The organism is Owenweeksia hongkongensis DSM 17368, from assembly GCF_000236705.1.
GTDB lineage: Bacteria > Bacteroidota > Bacteroidia > Flavobacteriales > Schleiferiaceae > Owenweeksia > Owenweeksia hongkongensis.
Genome location: NC_016599.1, coordinates 2,429,137 through 2,447,959, shown reverse-complemented (window position 1 = coordinate 2,447,959; position 18,823 = coordinate 2,429,137). Strand labels below are relative to the sequence as shown.

At 40.5% G+C, this 18,823-nt stretch carries 16 protein-coding genes; 9 read left to right on the top strand and 7 right to left on the bottom strand.

Annotated elements, in window-relative coordinates; translation table 11 throughout:
• The first annotated feature begins 27 nt into the window (after positions 1-27).
• From OWEHO_RS10820 to accC, 4 genes are read left to right on the top strand one after another with little or no spacing between them, the layout of a single operon-like run.
• Entirely contained in the window at positions 28-975 is a 948-nt protein-coding gene (locus tag OWEHO_RS10820) for a phosphate acyltransferase (protein WP_014202515.1), read from the top strand.
• A complete protein-coding gene (locus OWEHO_RS10815) occupies positions 975-1,970 on the top strand; it encodes a beta-ketoacyl-ACP synthase III (RefSeq protein WP_014202514.1) in 996 nt (331 codons plus the stop codon). Before OWEHO_RS10820 ends, OWEHO_RS10815 begins: the two co-directional genes overlap by 1 nt.
• Positions 1,971-2,011: 41 nt before the next feature.
• Positions 2,012-2,515: an acetyl-CoA carboxylase biotin carboxyl carrier protein gene (gene accB, locus OWEHO_RS10810; protein ID WP_014202513.1), complete on the top strand. Its 504-nt coding sequence runs from the start codon at positions 2,012-2,014 to the stop codon at positions 2,513-2,515.
• 36 nt (positions 2,516-2,551) lie between these two features.
• Entirely contained in the window at positions 2,552-3,895 is a 1,344-nt protein-coding gene (gene accC / locus OWEHO_RS10805; protein WP_014202512.1) for an acetyl-CoA carboxylase biotin carboxylase subunit, read from the top strand.
• Between the two features lie 193 nt (positions 3,896-4,088).
• Here the strand turns inward: accC and OWEHO_RS10800 are convergent, their stop codons facing one another.
• Both OWEHO_RS10800 and OWEHO_RS10795 read right to left on the bottom strand, forming a co-directional pair.
• On the bottom strand, positions 4,089-6,440 hold the full coding sequence (locus tag OWEHO_RS10800) for a gliding motility-associated C-terminal domain-containing protein (RefSeq protein ID WP_014202511.1): 2,352 nt from the start codon (positions 6,438-6,440) through the stop codon (positions 4,089-4,091).
• A gap of 135 nt (positions 6,441-6,575) precedes the next feature.
• Entirely contained in the window at positions 6,576-8,861 is a 2,286-nt protein-coding gene (locus OWEHO_RS10795) for a gliding motility-associated C-terminal domain-containing protein (RefSeq protein ID WP_014202510.1), read from the bottom strand.
• A gap of 192 nt (positions 8,862-9,053) precedes the next feature.
• Between OWEHO_RS10795 and lepA the strand changes: the two genes are divergently transcribed.
• Complete coding sequence (lepA, locus tag OWEHO_RS10790; protein WP_041627564.1) at positions 9,054-10,850, top strand: translation elongation factor 4; 1,797 nt, start codon at positions 9,054-9,056, stop codon at positions 10,848-10,850.
• Between the two features lie 64 nt (positions 10,851-10,914).
• On the opposite strand, the gene trpS is transcribed toward lepA, so the two are convergent.
• A complete protein-coding gene (gene trpS, locus OWEHO_RS10785) occupies positions 10,915-11,886 on the bottom strand; it encodes a tryptophan--tRNA ligase (protein ID WP_014202508.1) in 972 nt (323 codons plus the stop codon).
• Between the two features lie 67 nt (positions 11,887-11,953).
• Here trpS and OWEHO_RS10780 point away from each other — a divergent pair, with 67 nt between their 5' ends.
• The 3 genes from OWEHO_RS10780 (at position 11,954) to gatC (ending at position 14,065) form a co-directional block, all read left to right on the top strand.
• Positions 11,954-12,709: a lysophospholipid acyltransferase family protein gene (locus OWEHO_RS10780; protein WP_014202507.1), complete on the top strand. Its 756-nt coding sequence runs from the start codon at positions 11,954-11,956 to the stop codon at positions 12,707-12,709.
• Between the two features lie 137 nt (positions 12,710-12,846).
• Positions 12,847-13,692 (top strand): hypothetical protein, encoded by an 846-nt coding sequence (locus tag OWEHO_RS10775; RefSeq protein ID WP_014202506.1) that lies wholly within the window; start codon positions 12,847-12,849, stop codon positions 13,690-13,692.
• A 73-nt stretch (positions 13,693-13,765) separates the two neighbouring features.
• Complete coding sequence (gatC, locus tag OWEHO_RS10770) at positions 13,766-14,065, top strand: Asp-tRNA(Asn)/Glu-tRNA(Gln) amidotransferase subunit GatC (RefSeq protein WP_014202505.1); 300 nt, start codon at positions 13,766-13,768, stop codon at positions 14,063-14,065.
• Here the strand turns inward: gatC and OWEHO_RS10765 are convergent.
• The 4 genes from OWEHO_RS10765 to OWEHO_RS10750 are packed head-to-tail and all read right to left on the bottom strand — an operon-like array spanning position 14,062 to position 17,895.
• Positions 14,062-14,763: a DUF2490 domain-containing protein gene (locus tag OWEHO_RS10765; protein ID WP_014202504.1), complete on the bottom strand. Its 702-nt coding sequence runs from the start codon at positions 14,761-14,763 to the stop codon at positions 14,062-14,064. The two genes, gatC and OWEHO_RS10765, sit on opposite strands and share 4 nt — an antisense overlap.
• A 31-nt stretch (positions 14,764-14,794) precedes the next feature.
• Positions 14,795-16,060, bottom strand: a complete 1,266-nt coding sequence (locus tag OWEHO_RS10760; protein ID WP_014202503.1) for a Pycsar system effector family protein — start codon at positions 16,058-16,060, stop codon at positions 14,795-14,797.
• 54 nt (positions 16,061-16,114) lie between these two features.
• Entirely contained in the window at positions 16,115-17,326 is a 1,212-nt protein-coding gene (locus OWEHO_RS10755; protein ID WP_014202502.1) for a CotH kinase family protein, read from the bottom strand.
• Positions 17,323-17,895 carry an outer membrane beta-barrel protein gene (locus tag OWEHO_RS10750; protein WP_014202501.1) on the bottom strand — a complete coding sequence of 191 codons (573 nt, stop codon included), beginning with the start codon at positions 17,893-17,895 and terminating at the stop codon, positions 17,323-17,325. Before OWEHO_RS10750 ends, OWEHO_RS10755 begins: the two co-directional genes overlap by 4 nt.
• A gap of 202 nt (positions 17,896-18,097) precedes the next feature.
• Here OWEHO_RS10750 and pyrH point away from each other — a divergent pair, with 202 nt between their 5' ends.
• On the top strand, positions 18,098-18,805 hold the full coding sequence (pyrH, locus tag OWEHO_RS10745) for a UMP kinase (RefSeq protein WP_014202500.1): 708 nt from the start codon (positions 18,098-18,100) through the stop codon (positions 18,803-18,805).
• Positions 18,806-18,823 lie beyond the last annotated feature (18 nt).

Sequence of the window (18,823 nt, the reverse complement as noted above, 5' to 3'; positions counted from 1 at the left end):
GTAGTTTAAAGCTGCCTTTTTTTGTTTATGACTAATATCGGAATAGATATTATGGGTGGCGACTCGGCACCCAAAGTTACACTGGAGGGTAGTGCGAAAGCACTGCCTGACTTAGGTGAAGACACCTGTCTTTACCTTATTGGCCCTGAAAAACCTATTCATGAATTTTTAGCCAAAAATGGCTTGAGTGAAAGTGAAAAGCTAAAGGTGGTCAACGCTGAAGAAGCTATTGCTATGGATGAACATCCGGTAAAAGCTTTGCAGCAAAAAACAAACTCATCTTTGGCTGTAGGCTTTGGCTTGCTCTCTCGTGGTGTGCTTCAGGGTTTTGGCAGTGCCGGAAACTCAGGAGCCATGATGGTGGGTGCTTTTAATGCATTAAAGCCAATAGAAGGTGTGCTTCGTCCATGTGTGGTAAGCTCATTTCCCCAAAAGGATGGTGGGTTTAATACATTAGTGGATGTAGGTATAAACGTAGATGCCAAACCCGAAATGTTTCTGCAATTTGCCAAGCTGGGCGAAACGTATGCTCGTCTGGTTCATGGTGTAGAATCACCAAGAATAGGCCTATTAAATACTGGCGCAGAAGAAGGTAAAGGAAGTCTCCTTTATCAAAAAGCTTATGAAATTTTAAAGACAGCAAAAGACCTTACATTTGTGGGTAATCTTGAAGCACGAGATTTTTATGAGAATCGTGTGGATGTTACCGTTTGTGATGGTTTTACTGGAAATGTGTTTTTGAAACAAGCAGAGGCTTTTTATAAATTGCTTCAATATAGAAACATCGAAGATCCATTTCTGGATAAGTTCAATTACGAGCGATACGGAGGAACTCCAATTTTGGGGGTTAATGGTAATGTGATTTTAGGTCACGGTGTATCCGGATCTACTGCCATTGCTAATATGATATTGGCTACTGAAAAAGTGGCCAAAGCAAAATTATCGGAAAACATAACTAAGGTTTTTAAAAAGTAATGGGATTGAAAGCTGCGATTACAGCGGTTGGGGGATACGTTCCCGAGTATAGGTTGACCAATAAAATATTGGAAACCATGGTAGATACTACGGATGAATGGATAATGACCCGTACCGGAATTAAGGAAAGAAGAATTTTAAAGGGGGAAGGTTTAGGCACCTCTTTCATGGCTATAAAAGCTGCGGAAGATTTGTTGGCCAAACGCAACCTTGACCCTAAAGAAATAGAGTTGGTGATTTGTTGTACCGCAACACCTGATATGCCAGTAGCTTCCACGGCTGCTTATGTGGCAACACAAATAGGAGCAACCAATGCTTTTGGTTGGGATTTGCAAGCTGCATGTTCTGGCTTTTTGTTTGGTCTTACCACTGGTTCTCAGTTTATTGAAACCGGAAAATATTCAAAAGTATTGGTGATTGGTGGAGATAAAATGTCTTCTATCATCGATTATTCGGACCGTACTACTTGTGTGATTTTTGGTGATGGTGCTGGAGCCGTTCTGCTCGAGCCAAGCGAAGAAGGCCTTGGTGTACAAGATTCAATTTTGAAGAGTGATGGTGGGGGTAGAGAGTTTCTGTATATAAAATCAGGAGGCTCTATGTCACCGCCTTCCAAAGAAACTGTTGAAAACAAGGAACACTTTGTTCATCAGGAAGGCCAGCAGGTGTTTAAATTTGCCGTGACCAATATGGCAGATTACAGCGCTAAAATAATGGAGCGCAATAACCTTACTGCTGAAGATGTTAACTGGTTGGTTCCACACCAGGCTAATATGCGTATCATCAGTGCTACCGCAAACCGTATGGGTTTAGGGGAAGAAAAGGTGATGCTTAACATAGATAGGTATGGGAATACTACCAATGGTACGTTACCGCTTTTATTGTGGGATTATGAGAAGCAATTGAAAAAAGGAGATAACTTAGTACTCGCTGCCTTTGGCGGTGGATTTACCTGGGGAGCATTGTACCTTAAATGGGCGTACGACCCTTCATAGCATTTTAATAGATTTGTGTATAAACTGTAAACAGTTCGAAAATGGATATTAAAGAAATACAGAACTTAATAAAATTCGTAGCTCGTTCAGGAGCAGCTGAAGTGAATCTGGAAACGGAAGACTTTAAAATCAATATTAAAACTGACGCTGCATATAAGAGCGAAAACCCTGTTCCACAGGTATACTCTATGCCGCAAATGGCTCAGGCACCTATGCCTCAGCAAGCTGCTCCTCAGGCTGCTGCTCCTGCTCCTACAGGTGGAGACGCTCCTGCTGCTCCAGCTGCAGAAGATGATGATTCAAAATACATTGCCATCAAGAGCCCAATGATCGGAACTTTCTATCGCAGACCAAGTCCTGATAAGGAATTGTTTGTAAACGTTGGTGATGATATTTCTTCTGGTTCAGTAGTTTGTATTATTGAAGCTATGAAGCTTTTCAATGAAATTGAGAGTGAAGTGAGCGGTAAAATTGTTAAGATACTAGTGGATGATCAAACTCCTGTAGAGTACGATCAACCATTATTCTTGGTAGATCCTTCTTAGGATTTTTCAAATCTATCTTCACAAAATTTACATCTTATGTTTAAGAAAATATTAATAGCCAACCGAGGTGAAATTGCTTTGCGCGTAATAAGAACGTGCAAGGAAATGGGCATCAAAACAGTGGCTGTGTATAGCACCGCTGATAAAGATAGCCTCCACGTTAGGTTTGCAGATGAAGCGGTATGTATTGGTCCTGCAGCGAGCAGCGAATCGTACCTAAACATACCCAATATTATTGCTGCTGCAGAAATCACCAACGCTGATGCAGTACATCCTGGTTATGGTTTCTTGTCAGAAAACAGTAAGTTTTCTAGAATTTGTACTGAGAATGGTATCAAGTTTATAGGGCCAACCCCAGAAATGATTGACCAAATGGGAGACAAGGCCACGGCCAAAGCTACCATGAAAGCCGCTGGTGTGCCTACAATTCCCGGGTCTGATGGCCTATTGGAGTCTTACGAAGAGACTGAAAAGCTTGCCGCTGAAATGGGTTACCCAGTAATGCTAAAAGCTACTGCCGGTGGTGGTGGTAAAGGTATGCGTGCTGTTTGGAAAAAAGAAGACCTTAGAAAAGCTTGGGACAGTGCCCGTCAGGAAGCTGGTGCAGCTTTTGGTAATGATGGAATGTACATGGAAAAGCTTATCGAGGAACCTCGTCATATCGAGATTCAGGTGGTAGGTGATTCTACGGGTAAAGCTTGTCACCTTTCAGAAAGAGATTGCTCAATTCAGCGCAGGCACCAAAAGCTTACGGAAGAAACTCCTTCCCCGTTTATGACAAAGGATTTGCGTAAGCGAATGGGAGAAGCTGCTGTAAAAGCTTCTGAGTACATTAAGTACGAAGGTGCAGGTACAATCGAATTTTTGGTTGATAAGCATCGCAATTTCTACTTTATGGAAATGAATACGCGTATTCAGGTAGAGCATCCAATTACTGAGCAGGTTATAGATTATGACTTGATTAGAGAGCAGATTAAAGTAGCTGCAGGCATCCCAATTTCGGGTAAGAATTATGAGCCGCAGTTGCATTCTATCGAATGTAGAATTAATGCTGAAGATCCTTTGAATGGCTTCAGACCGTCACCAGGTGCCATTACTACTTTTCATGCCCCAGGTGGTCATGGAGTAAGGTTGGACACTCACGTTTATGCAGGATATATGATTCCTCCATACTATGATTCAATGATTGCGAAGCTTATTACTACAGCTCAAACCCGCGAAGAGGCCATTGACAAAATGCGTAGAGCCTTGGATGAGTTTGTAATAGAAGGTGTTAAAACAACTATTCCTTTCCACAGAGCCTTGATGGATGATCCTGAGTATTTGGCAGGAAACTATACAACGAAGTTTATGGAAGATTTTAAGCTTGAGAAGGCTTAGAAATTAGAAAACGCATATAGTTCTTATGAAAGCCGCCTCAAAATATTTCGAGGCGGCTTTTTTGTTTTAAAATCAATCTTATTGAAGTTCTCTCTGAGAGTAGACCCTGCATTAGTCAAAGGTTGGGACAACAAAAAAATCCCGCTCTGCAATATGCAGAGCGGGATTTTTTAGACTTATGTTTTACTTGAGCCTAGCGGGTACCACTAGTGAAAATATTTAGGTGACCTTTAAGTTGCTCCTTTTCGCCAGAAGCTTCGTCACTTAATTCAATTACATAATAATAAGTGCCATCAGCAAGCTGATTTCCACTGTTTATGTCTTTACCATCCCAGCCTTTTCCGCCTTCGTCATAATCCGTTTGTGGAGCATCTATATCTTCAAATACCATTTTCCCCCATCTGTTATATATAGAGATGCTTACGTTGGAGTAATCAGACTGAATATAAAATATGTCATTCATCCCATCACCATTAGGCGTAAACACATTTGGAATTACAGGTTCATTAGGTATTATAATAGGTGGATCTTTTGGCGTTTTAAATTCAAGGTAAACCCAATTAGATTCCGAAATAAAAGGATTATTTGGATTTTGAGGTTCAGTAGCTAGAACGCGGTAGGCGTAAACTACAGAGTCTCCTTTGGCTACATCTGGCCAATTATACAAATTGGTATAAACACCAGTGTTGGCAGCCGGACCCCAAATATTTTCCCACTGTGGTGTACCCCCAACTACGGGACCTCCTTCAAATTCGTAAGTAGAGCTGTCAGCATCATTGCTGGCTGATATGGTATCATTATCAAAACCATCGTATGCAGTCCATGTAAATGTGGAAGTGCTATCTCCATTATTATCTTGAGTAAGTAAAATACTGCGAATAGCATTAGTAGGAGTTATAGCTTTATAATTCTGTACTAATTGCACGGCATATTGAAATGGGCTACCATCTACCAGCTCTGCACTCAAGGTGGTGTCCAGGTAGGTACGTGCATGTACATCATCTACATTGTCGTGTAGGTAGAATTGATCGTCATTATTAGCTCTTAAGATTTGCCATGTGGTAAATACATTTTCACTAAAGGTGGTATTGTCAGCTTCCCAATCAATTCTGATGTCAATATCACGCTCTACCGAAGTATTCAACATGCGATAATCAAGGATAGGACAATCATTAACCTCAATCATAATAGCATAGAAAGGATTAACAGCAAATCCGCACTCATTTTCCAGTACATCACCGTCATCACCAGTTTTTAGATAAAGTAAGAATAGGCCATTAGTATCTAATGGACGGTGCAGTATAAGATCAACTTCATCGGTAAGCAAGTCAGTTCCACATTTGGTGTTTACGCCAACCACTGGTCTGGTAACGCCATCAGGCCCAATAATTCTAAATTCAGAACCATTAGGTGAGAAAGTAGAACACTTCAATCGGGTACTAAAACCAATGGTAACAACAGAGTCATAGCAGAAGTAAGGAACTCCAGGGATTTTGACATTGTATCCACCCGCGCTAGCGGTAGAGTCATTTCCAATTTGAGTAATGCCATAAATTTCTCTTAGACTGTCAGTATTAAATGTAGAAGTGTTAGCAGGAATGTTTCCTGGTCCTGTAAGGTTTGTATCAATTGTCAATCCTTGCTGCGCTAAAATGTTACACTGAGATACAATAGGTACCTGCATTTCTCGAATTGCTGTACCATTTTGCAGCCATACACTAAATGTAGAATCATAGCGATATTCTTCAACTACAACCTTAAGTACATCAACCTCTACTTGGCTAGGTTCAAATGTAAAAGTACCAGTCTTTTGATCCAGATTATATCCATTAGCAGTTTTCATGGGCTGTGGAGTAGAGTATGTTGCAGCCCATTGGATTGGGGCATTTGGTCCGCTCCAAGGTTGTCCTTTTGAGTAACGCAAAGAGTCGCCATCAGGCTCAGCAGCAGCTTGTGACCAAGTGAAAGATGTGCCAACACAGAACTGCTTTGCAGCAGCATTCAAAAATCTACCTGAAGTATTTGGTCCTAAAGTATTATTAAGGGTAGATTCTAGGTATAGATTATTACCTGCAGGATTAACTAGGTTTGTAATGTTTGAGTTTCTACAGCATAGAGACCATGAAAATTTAAAATCTGAGCACTTGCCAGGAAGTACAACACATGTTTGGTATCTATGCTCAGATATATTAAAACCTGCTGGATCATTTTCATCAACGCACGAGGTATAGTTTAGAGGAGTCCAACCACCATCGCCAGCCGCACGACCAGGAGGAGGAGGTGTTCTAGGCATCGATAAAGATTGAGTTCCAAAGCAACCACTTGTAACTTGTAGCTGAGGAGATAAGGTAGCTGGTAATGATGCACTACCAGATTCATTTCTGCGATAAACAGTAAGGTAGATACAATAATGGTAAGGTATCCCGGTTGAGTCGCCTATGTATTTGTAGGTAATCTCTCCTCCTGCGGCATGGCTGGCTTTCGCTTCCTGAGGCATACCCAGTAGAAATAGCGCAGCAAATAGTGTAAATAGTATTTTTTTCATAAGTCTGTGGTTTAGGCTTTCGCCACTAAAATGCGCATAAAATTAGAGCAATGCTATTTAATGACCAAACCCCCTAACGATAATTCGATAGGGGATTTAGTAAAGGGTGAGTTTAAAAAAGTTTGCGATAGTGAATTAATGGGTGCCTCGGATAATTGTGAGGGGGCCTTTTAATTCTTCTGATTTGCCACTTACGAAATCTGAGGCCTCTACTAGGTAGAAGTATACGCCATCTGATGCCGGCTGGCCGGTGTTTATGTCCGTACCATCCCAGCCCTTACCTTGCGTATAATCTTGGCTTGATGCATTAAGGTCTTGATAAACAAGTTTACCCCACCTGTTGAAAATGCTCACACTGATGTTGGAGTAGGTGTTATCATTTATATAGAAAAAATCATTTTGAGAATCCCCATTTGGTGTTATCACATTTGGAATGTTAGCGATATATGGCTCATCATCAATTACAGGTTCATTTTTAAACTCAAGATATAACCAATTACTTTCGGCAATATAGGCGGCTGGAGCAGCTGGATTGGTGGCTATTACTCGATAAACGTAGATGCCTTCATTGGCCGCAGTTATTTCTGGATGATCATAACTATACGAAAGAATGCTAGCAGTGGGGCCAGCTAAAGATTGCCATGGCTCGGAAGTACTTGTGTTTCTGTACTCAAAATTGTACTCTGCATTTGTCCACCCCAAATAATCACTCCAGTCAAAAGTTGTCATTTGATCGTTGGTGCTTTCTTTCAATAATATGTTATTGATGGTATTGCTAGGTGATTTGGCATTAAAGTTTTGAACTAGTTGAATAGCATACTGAAACTGAATGTTGTCCACAGCATTGGCATCCGCAGAGTTATCAACATAACTTGTGGCATTATAATCAGTTACATTATCAATTGGATAAAATTGATTATTGTTAGATCTTAAAATATTCCAACTTGTGAATAGTTTTTTGGAAACAGTAGAGTCAATTTTCGTCCACTCTATCTTAATGGTGCTATCAGCCACAACTGTTACATTTTCTAATTTGTAAATAGGCTGGGTACAACCTTGAACCTTTACTTTTAAAGTATAAAAAGGTGTTAGGCTAAAGCCACACTCATTTTGTAAAGTATTGCCATCATTGCCATTTTTTATTTGGAGATAGTAGTCACCATTTTGATCTAGTGGTTGATGCAATAACAGTGCAATATTATTTGTGGTAAGATCTGTTTGGCAAGCGAATGAAACTGCGGGAATGGCGGTAGCGGCACTGTCTGGCCCCACCAACCTAAAATCTGTTCCATCAGGAGAAACCGTGCTGCATAAAACATCACTACTGAAGCTCAAAGTGATAATAGAATCTCCGCAATTATACTCAACTACCCCTATTGAATCTGTGCGAGGAGAAAGGGTGCTATCAAATACAGCCTTTGTAAGCCCCAGCCCATAAAGAAAGGTGCGCATTGTATCTGCTTCAATAGCTTCATTTGAAAATCCAGAAGCCGAAGTATTAATTTTTGGACCAGCTGCTGTGGCCTGCAAACAGGCCCCAACAACTGGTATTTGAAGGTCGCGAACTGTGGTGCCTACTTTTAGCCATAGAGTTGTTACCGGGTCTAATCGATATTCTTCCACAATTACATTTACCACATCCGTTTCTATTTGGCTAGGGGTGAAGGAGAACGTTCCAACCTTTTCGTCAATATTAATACCGGAAACGGTGGTCATAGGCTGTAGAACACTATATCCAGTTGCAAATGTGGCTAAAGTAGGTGTGGTGCACACTGCGCCAAAAGGAGCATTAAGAGGATGTCCGAATGAGTATCTCAAAGAGTCGCCATCAGGCTCAGTGGCTGCTTGTGACCATGTAAATGGAGAGCCTACACAAAATGATTTTGCTGCTGGGTTTACAAAGGTTGGGCTGGTATTTTGGCCAATAGTGTTATTGAGAAGAGTTTCAACGTATAAGTCTGAGTTGCCTATGAATGTAAGATTATCGATATTATTTACATTTCGAGCATTTCCATGCCAACTAAATTTCCAATTGGGACAGTTTCCCTGCAATGTTACGGTAGCTTCAAAATAGTAAATTTCGATGGTTACCAAATCAGGATCATTGGCATCTACACAGTCAGAAAGACCAGGAACAGGCAGTGCCTGGCGAGCATTACCTCCATTTTGTGGAAGCACAGGCAGAAATGTAAGAGCAACAGTTTGCTGGCCAAAACAAGATGATGAAATACACAGCGACTGATTGAGGTCAAGAGGTATTCCACTGATATCTCTATAGATTTGGAGCCTTACTTTATAATCGTGACTTCCGTTGGTATTGGTACTCAAGTATTCGTAACCAATTTCTGCACCAGCAAAGTGACTGGCCGAAAGGCTGAAACTTGTAAATATTGTAGCGAGAAAGAATATTAACTTTTTCATGGCAAATGGATAATTAAGTCGATTGAAGCTCGAATTTCACTCTATAATCATAATTTGGAAACAGTGACTTAGAATCCAATAGTTAGGAATGAGTGACAAAACTGTATTCCGTAGAATAATTGAACAGCAGGTTTGTAGCAATTTCATTTAGCTTATTTTCGCGCTTACTAAAGGAGAATGATATTTGACTGTATGAAGAACATCCGTAACTTTTGCATCATCGCGCATATTGACCATGGTAAAAGCACCTTGGCAGATAGACTTTTGGACTCTACCAAAACGGTAACCGAGAGAGAAAAGAAAGAGCAGTTGCTCGATGATATGGACCTGGAGCGCGAACGAGGAATCACCATTAAAAGTCATGCAATACAAATGGTGCATGAAAAGGATGGGACGGACTATGTTTTCAACCTCATTGACACTCCTGGACACGTAGATTTTTCATACGAAGTATCTCGTGCCATTGCTGCCTGCGAAGGTGCCCTACTTATTGTAGATGCCGCACAAGGTATTCAGGCGCAAACTATCTCAAACCTTTATTTGGCCTTAGAGCATGATTTGGAAATTATTCCAGTGCTCAATAAAATTGATTTGCCAAGTGCCAACCCTGAAGAAGTAAAAGATCAGATTATTGACCTTATAGGTTGTGAAGACGAGGACATCCTTCTGGCTTCCGCCAAAACCGGACTTGGAATTCAGGAAATTCTGGACACCATTGTAGACCGTATTCCTCATCCTGTGGGTGATGAAGAAGCTCCACTTCAAGCTTTGATTTTTGACTCTGTTTTTAACCCTTATCGAGGCATTGAAGCTTTCTTTAAGGTAGTAAACGGAACCTTAAAGTCTGGTGAAAAGGTGAAATTCATGAACACCGGTAAAACGTATTTTGCCGATGAAATAGGTGTGCTTAAACTTAAGCAGCAGCCCGTAAAAGAAATAAAGGCCGGAAACGTAGGCTACATTATTTCTGGAATAAAAGAAGCCAAAGAAGTAAAAGTGGGTGATACCATCACCGTGGCTGAAAGACCTGCCGATAAAGCTATCTCTGGTTTTGAAGATGTAAAGCCAATGGTATTTGCTGGAATTTACCCTGTAGATACCGAAGAGTTTGAAGAGCTCCGTGCTTCATTGGAAAAGCTGCAGCTAAATGATGCTTCATTGACTTTTGAGCCTGAATCTTCAGTTGCGCTAGGATTTGGTTTCCGTTGCGGATTCTTGGGGATGTTGCACATGGAAATTATTCAGGAGCGATTGGAGCGTGAGTTTAACATGACGGTAATTACTACCGTGCCCAACGTAAGTTACTATGCTTACATGAAGAAAACTCCGGACGTAAGAGAGATTGTAACCAACCCAACCGAATTTCCTGATCCTACCAAATTGGATCGTATGGAAGAGCCATACATCAAAGCTCAGATTATTACTAAATCTGACTATGTAGGTGCGGTGATGAATCTTTGTATTGAGAAGCGCGGAATTCTTAAAAATCAAACCTATTTGACTTCAGAGCGTGTCGAGCTTTCTTTTGACATGCCTTTGGCCGAAATCGTGTTTGACTTTTATGATCGCCTAAAATCTATTTCTCGCGGATACGCCTCTTTTGATTATCACCCAATTGGCTATGTAGAGTCAGAACTTTCTAAAGTTGACATCATGCTAAACGGTGAAATTGTAGATGCACTTTCTGCATTGGTACACCGAAGTAATGCCTATGATATTGGAAAGAAAATCTGCGAAAAGCTAAAAGAACTAATCCCGCGCCAGCAGTTTATGATTGCTATACAGGCAGCAATCGGTGCTAAAATTATTGCCCGCGAAACTTTGAGCGCCTTGCGTAAAGACGTTACCGCAAAATGTTATGGTGGTGATATCTCGCGTAAGCGTAAACTACTTGAAAAGCAAAAAGCAGGTAAGAAGCGTATGCGCCAGGTAGGAAACGTAGAAATTCCTCAAGAGGCGTTTTTAGCGGTGTTGAAGCTGAACGACTAGTTTTTAGTCGGGAGTTTCTAGTTGGCAATAGGCTGTTTGCAAATTGCCAACTGGAAACTGTTTTCTAAAACCCCAACTTACTCCTCACTCTCCCCAAAACTTCCCTCGCAATAGGTCTGGCTTTTTCCGCTCCTTTTTGAAGTTGTTCTTCTATCAGGTGCGTGTTTTCCATGTAGTGGCTAAACTTCTCTCTTTGCGGGGCATACTTTTCAGTAATGAGGTTTAGCAAAGCTAATTTGGCGTGACCGTAACCGTAATTTCCGCCAAGGTAGTTAGCACGCATTTCTGCAACTTGATCTTCGGTGCCTATTATTTTATACAATGCAAATACGTTGCAGGTGTCCGGATCTTTTGGTTCTTCCAAAGGTGTGCTGTCGGTCTCGATGCTCATCACTTGCTTTTTCAATTGCTTTGGAGGCAAAAAGACATCAATAATGTTTCCATAAGATTTGCTCATCTTTTGGCCGTCCGTTCCAGGGATAGTCATCACGTCTTCGCGAATAGCGGACTCCGGTAAGATCAAAATCTCCTCACCCATTTTATTGTTCAGGGCACTGGCAATGTCACGGGTGATTTCAAGGTGTTGCTTTTGGTCTTTCCCCACAGGCACTACTTCAGCATCATACAAAAGGATGTCGGCTGCCATTAAAACCGGGTAATCAAAAAGACCAGCATTCACGTCACTAAGGCGATCACTTTTATCTTTAAATGAATGCGCATTGGCCAACATAGGATAAGGCGTAAAGCAATTTAAATACCAGGTAAGTTCAGCTACTTCAGGCAAATCACTTTGACGATAAAACACATTGCGATCGGTATCTAAACCAAAGGCTAGCCAGGCGGCAGCTACGGCATATACATTATGTTTGCGCGTTTCGCCATCCTTCTCTGTAGTGAGGGAATGCATGTTGGCAATAAAAATGAAAGACTCGTTTTTGTCGTTTTCAGCTAATTCAATAGCAGGGACGATTGCTCCCAAAATGTTTCCAAGATGAGGTCTTCCGCTGCTTTGTATTCCTGTAAGTACTCTGGCCATTTGTGTTTTTATTAATGGAGCCCAAAAGTAAGTATTCAGGCCTAATTCAAAATTCTATTTTTGCAGCGTGAATATTATTAGCGCAGCATTATCGTCAATCTGGAAAGTGTGGTACTATACCACCATACTTATCGCCATCCTCATGCTTTTTCCACTTCTGGTTATTACATCTGCAAATCCTGCGTGGTATAAGTCATTCTTTTACCTGTCAAGGGTTTGGGCGTGGACGGTGCTTTTGCTTTCTGGGTTTATACCCAAAACTACCTGGTTGCAAAAACCTGATAGAGATGGTATTTATATTATTTGTGCCAACCACACTAGCATGATTGATATCATGATGACTTTGGCGCTTTTTCCAAATTGTTTCCTCTTTATTGGTAAAAAGGAATTGGCAAAACTCCCGCTTTTTGGATATTTCTATAAAAAGACGAACCTGCTTGTAGATCGTAAAAGTATGCGTAGCCGCAAAACAGTTTTTGATCGTGCGGCAGTAAAAATTGACGAAGGTTATGGCTTATGCATTTTCCCAGAAGGAGGTGTGCCAGATACGGATGTAATGTTGGCTCCTTTTAAAACAGGGGCCTTTCGCCTTGCCGTAAATAAGCAGATCACCATTATTCCGGTTTCTTTTCTTGATAATAAAAAACACCTGCCTTTTGATTTTACCAAAGGTGGTCCAGGAGTGTTGAGGGCTGTAGTGCACCCATTTATTGAGCCTAAAGGTGCCGAGGAGCATGAGGTGGAAATACTTATGGAAAAGTGCCGTGAAGCTATACTTTCTGGGTTGGGGAGTGTCTCACAAAACCTAGAATTGAGCAAATAAGATAAGGTTGAGGTTGTGGTGGAAATTCAGAAATAGAAATCTGATTTACCATTGATGGTAAAAGGTTACTGCTGGATTACCATTAAAAAATTCATATAAAATATTGTAATTTGGACTAAACCAATACCTCAAGCTCAATGAAAACTAATTTGCTTTTAGTGCTTGCGCTAATTTTTGTATTGTCATCCTGCTACACGCCTTCTTCACTTCCTTCTGGCGTGTATTTACAAAACTCTAATTTAATGGAGAAGCCACTTTACAAGGGGGAGAATGAGAGTATGTTACAGATCTCGGCAGGTTATTCAAAACTAGGCATAGCTGACTCAGAGATAGAAGACGATAATAATTTTTTTTACTCAGGGTATTATGACTATAAATCAACAATCGATTACGGTTTTGCGGAGATTGTTTACGGCCGAAGCCAGAAACGATTTAGTTATGCCTTGGGACTTACGGGGATGTATGGAAGTTTTAGAGCTGAAAGTAGCAGCCCAGTTGTAAGCCCACGAGGTTGGAAATATGCTACTTATGGATTAGGAGCAAAGGCGAATATCTCTTATGATATTAATTCGGAAAAGGTTAGCCTTAGGGTGGCTCAGTTGCAAGTTGGTGTTAGTCGTGATTTTGGAGAATACGGAGAGCTGAGAGATGAGTGGTACAATGTAGGTGAGAGATCTGAAATGTTTTCTGTAACTCATCCCCGGGATGCACTGGTTTATAATGCGTCCCTAAGTATAATAGCAAACTTTAAGGTGGGTAAATATTCTCGTATAAGATTAGGAGGCGGTATCGGATACATGTATGTTACTGAGATATACGAAAATAGTATTACTCATCAGTTTGACTGTGGATTAGGTTATAAGGCATTTGATCTCATAGGGACGTTTGTTATCCAGGGTTCCGATCCGGCAATTATAGATGAGGCTTATAAAATAGGATTAGGTTATAGAATTCCTTTAAAGAAAAATCAGACATTAAATTAAGAGAAGCAGATCGTATGCGTTCAATGCAATAAGTAATTACCTTTGCCCCGTTTTAAAAGCAAATGCGTTTTCCATGAACATCGATAAGAATACTGTAGAAAAATTAGCTCACCTGTCACGTCTTGAATTTTCGGAAGAAGAGAAAGAAACGATGGTGCAGGATATGGACAAGATTCTTGCCTTTGTAGACAAAATCAGTGAGCTGGATCTGGAAAATGTAAAACCGCTGGTTTACCTTACGGAAGAGGAAAACGTGATGCGAAAAGATGAGGTAATCACTCAGGTGACTAAAGATGAGGCTTTGAAAAATGCTCCAGATAAAGACACTGATTATTTCCGTGTGCCAAAGGTGCTTCAGCGCAAAGAAGACTAATCTATCTTCTCCTTCTTTTTATAATCCATAGAATACGAAAACATGATGCCGACAATGTTTTGGCGTCCGTTTAGCTTTTTGTTGGTTTCCATATCCACTCGGTAAAAAGTAGAAAGATCCATTTCTTTATTTATTCGCCACTCTACACCTGCGGTGTATCTATCCTGGCGAAATTCATTTTTCTTATTAAGGCGAAAGAAACTTTCATACTCTACAAAGGGAGTTATGTTTTTTGAAGCTTCCCACTCTAGTGAAAACTTGTTTCTCCAAAAGGTGATTTTTTGATCTGTGTAATGCTCTTTCGCATCCTGAAAACGAGTACGCACTTCTAGCGAAAGCGGAAAATTTTTCTTGTCAAACTCGTAGCTGGCGTCAAGTGAAATACGGCTGGTGTTAAAGTTGGATCTGTCAATCGCATTTTCAGCAAAGCTATTGGGGAAAATGCTAAAACGATATTTAAAGCCTACTTCAAAATCTTTGAAAACCTCATACCCAATGCTTAATTCGGTAAAAGTCTTTTTTATTTGATCAAGATTATTGTGAATTCGAACCTGCTCCTCAAGCTGTACTTCTAGCTTGTTTTCAAACTTTAGCTTATAGCTGGCGCCAAACCAAACTTCACCATCCGTAAGAGTTGGCGTTTGGCTCGTGGCCAAAAAGGGCGAGACTATAAATAAGGTGTAGAGAAGTTTTTTCATGAGGTGAAATTCACTTTATGCTAAAGTGAGATTAGTAAAATACAACTAAGCGACTTATCATAAATAGAACGAAGGAGCTTACTAGGCCAATCACAAAGAACTGAAGGGAAATACGGATGAGTGTATATTTTTTCTGCAGGGTTTTGCCCAAATAGTAAAGGTCACGAATCATGGAGCTGTACAGAAAATTACTATCGCTGAGCTTTTGCAACATTCCCCATTCATAGTCTCTAAATTCCATATTGTGAAAGTTGCCGAAGTATAATAGGTTTCCTTTTTTGTTTCGAATATCATCTACTGTAAACTCGCCCTGTGTGCGATTGGGCGTAATGGAAAGGATAGCGAAAATGATAGAAAACAGAGAGGCGATAGACAAAATAGCCATGGGCAGAATGCCTAGTAAGGTGTCTCCTGTGGATCGAAGCAAGCCACCAATTACTACCGAAAGAATAATAGCATTTACCGTAATCATAATGCTGGCTTTGCGGTCTACCATTTGGTTTAGTGTGTAGTGATTTCGCGAGGTGGTTCTAAATAAGGTTTGAATTCCACGAACGTCTCTTCCTTTTACACCAACCAGGTTTTTACGAAGTTCTTTCAATTCATCTTCTGAAATCTCTAGCTGCTTTTTCAGGATGATATTTTTCTTCTGAGAGAGCTTTCTCTTTTCCTTTTCCAGCTTGTGAATGAGTTCCAGTGCAGCAGGTTGAATGTGAGCTTTACCATATTCTGTATTGGCATTATATGGGCTCAAATAACCAATCATCAAATCATAAAACTTGCTTAAGCTAAGGTTCACATCACCAAGTACCGCTTCTTCATACAGCTTCTTTAAACGATCCATGGCTTGATCTCCAGTAAGATCCATTACCACGGCATCAGTAAAAATGCCGCTCAGCCGATTATGAGGTACTTCAGTTTTTATGGCAGCTTTTACTAGATTAATAATTCTTACACTATCAATTTTGTCCATTCCGAAACTGTCGAGCAATTTAGGGTAGTGCTCATCTATATATATAGAAGATTCGTCAAAGAGCTGATTCTTATTTTTTGATCCTGTTCTAATATTACCAAATAGGGTGGTATACAGCCAAGCACAAATTGAAAGGATTTGAAGATCATCTTCACCTATTTCCTCGTCAGCCGTAATAGTATTTATGTGGGCAATCAGCCTTTTGGCAAAGCGCACATCGTGGTACACCACACGAGTAGCATTTTCAATAATACACTCCATGGAGTGAAGTTGAACTTTGGTAAGAACAGTGGTATTTAGTTTGCTGGTAGAAATATTGTCCATGGATGGTTTTATACTATTCCAAATATAAGGAAGTTGTTCTGTCTAAAATTTTGCTCAATCGAGCTTGTGTTTCTTCCTTATATACTTGTCCTGTCGTTCAAATTCGCGCTTCAGTATTTCAATATTTTGTCTCCAATGCATGCGGCTTTCCGGCTTTTGATATTTTGAAATCAAATAAGGGATGTCATCTTCAATATCTGTAGCCAAGCGATCTACTATGGTGTTAAACTTTTCAGAACTAAAAAATGAGTAAAGCTCTTTTTGCCGTGCTATAAATCTCTCGCGATAAGCGGGAGCATCTTTCATACTTTGGTAAATAGAAGCCATCCCACTTTCATCATATTCGAGTTTTGGAAGCTCGGGATCTTTTGGCCTATCTGCAGACCAATCAGAATCATAAAACATAAACCTGAACCGACCGCCATTTGAGCTATATAAGCGTAGGTTATTGTTTGGCCAGTCGCGGTTGCCGATATAATCTTCATAAATCAAATAGTCGATGTAGGAAGACATGTCCACCAATTCTTCAATCTCCTGCCAGTCTTTGTTTTCAATCGCCTCAAGTAATTCGTTCGAAGGTTCTTCTGGCCCGGATTCCCATTCAAACTCACCATCCTTCATTTGGCTATCCATGGTGGTAATACCTGAAACAGGCACATCAATCAGCCCGGCAATTCCAAAGGCTTCATTTTCGGTTCGCATATTCATAAGCCCATAGTATTCATCATTTATAAATACATGAACGGGTTCATAATACATCATCTCAAAATCTAAGCCCGCCTGAATGGCCAGCTCAGTATAGGCAATATCCTTGATCATGGTTCGCCCAAAATCTTGGCCGCTATTGCGGAAACGTAAGGCGTGAAAAGTGTTCACCGAGTGATTATTTATCAAACGTGTAGGTTGAAAGATTTGAGCACTATCATTATTCAAGGGGTGATTGAAGCGTATGCCTATAGATTTTAATACCAAAGAAGCCGATCCGTTGCCCTTAACTTCTATTTGAGCAGGAGTGGCATTTAGACGTAGATCTCCATTTTGATTGTAAAAGAAAAGGCGCGCATCGACACTTAAATCACGGGAATAAAGCCTGTACATTTTATCAAACTCCGCCTGGTCGCACTCAATGTTTGCCACACTAAACTTAGTGCTTATGGTAGTAGGTGTAATACCATTAACACCTGGGAGGTTTTTATTTTCCACGTTCAGCTCGCTGCAAGCGGCTAATGCCAAAATTGCCAATAGGCCAATCAAATACTTTTTCATGGCTTAGTGATTTGATAGTTTATACCAAAGCTCAACCTCTGAGCCGGATTGTAAAGCAAGTAAGCATCCACATTCGGATAAATCACATGGCTATATCTGAGTAGTAGCGAGAAGCGTTGACTAACATTATAATGTACATCCAGCAGGGCATTGTATCTAAAGTTGTCTGTGCTTTTAGCGCGAAATTGGTCACCATCCCTGTTATTTTCAAGGTTAACTCCTAAACCAGCTTTCCATTTTTCACTAAACCTATAAAGACCCTGTAGCAAGATTTCAAACTTTGCCGAATTGCCGCTAAACTCCTCACCACCTGATTCTCCATTGAAATACATCATTTGGCCGCCAAGGCCCAAGCGGAGGTTAATAGCAGGTTTTGCGAAATGGTACTCATAATATAAGTGCCCATTGAGTCCAGAGGCAAAGTATTGATCAACGGGAATATGAAAAAGCTCTAGTGTGTGTGATTGAAATCCCTGAACATATTGGGCGTCCACCGAAAAATGACTTTGAGCCACCACAGGTTTTATGGTGCAAATCAAAAAGGCAAACAGAAAAAGAAAACGATGCATAAGCCAAGCGTTTGGAAGTCTTTTAAATGACGCGGTAAAATTGAGGATTCTTCTCCAATTTTCGAGCAAATGCCTTTGCGATTATAGTTTTAGACTATTTTATGTGTACGTTTCAAAATTGTGACAAACAAGAATAGAAACTTTGACGGTTAGGTACGATCTAAGGGCTTATATTTGCTGAAATTTTCGAGAAAATATTATCATGAAGTACAATAGAATACTCCTAAAACTTAGCGGTGAAGCCCTAATGGGTGATCAAGAGTTTGGTATAAATGGCGAAAGACTGCTTGAGTATGCCAATGAAATCAAACAAGTAGTGGAGCTTGGTGTACAAGTGGCCGTAGTTGTTGGTGGTGGTAATATTTTTCGTGGCCTGGCAGGTGCTAGCGAAGGTATGGACCGCGTGCAAGCCGACCACATGGGAATGTTGGCAACCATGATTAATGGCCTGGCTTTGCAGTCAGCTTTGGAAGAAAGCGGTGTGAAAACCAGACTTCAAAGTGCCATAGAGATGGACAAAATTGCTGAGCCCTTCATCAGAAGGAGAGCAACTCGCCACCTTGAAAAGAACAGAGTAGTTATTTTTGGAGGAGGTACCGGTAATCCATATTTTACCACAGATACTGCTGCAACTCTAAGAGCCATCGAAATTGATGCAGACGTAATTTTGAAAGGAACACGTGTAGATGGAATTTACACAGCTGACCCTGAAAAAGATTCAACTGCTACAAAATACGACACACTATCTTTTAAAGAAGTGTATGAAAAAGGCCTGAATGTAATGGATATGACGGCTTTTACTTTGAGTAAAGAAAACAAATTGCCAATTTTGGTATTTGACATGAACACCCCGGGCAACCTTACCAAGGTGGTGAAAGGTGATGTAGTGGGTACTTTAGTTCAGAATTAATTTAAAACCAAATTCCAC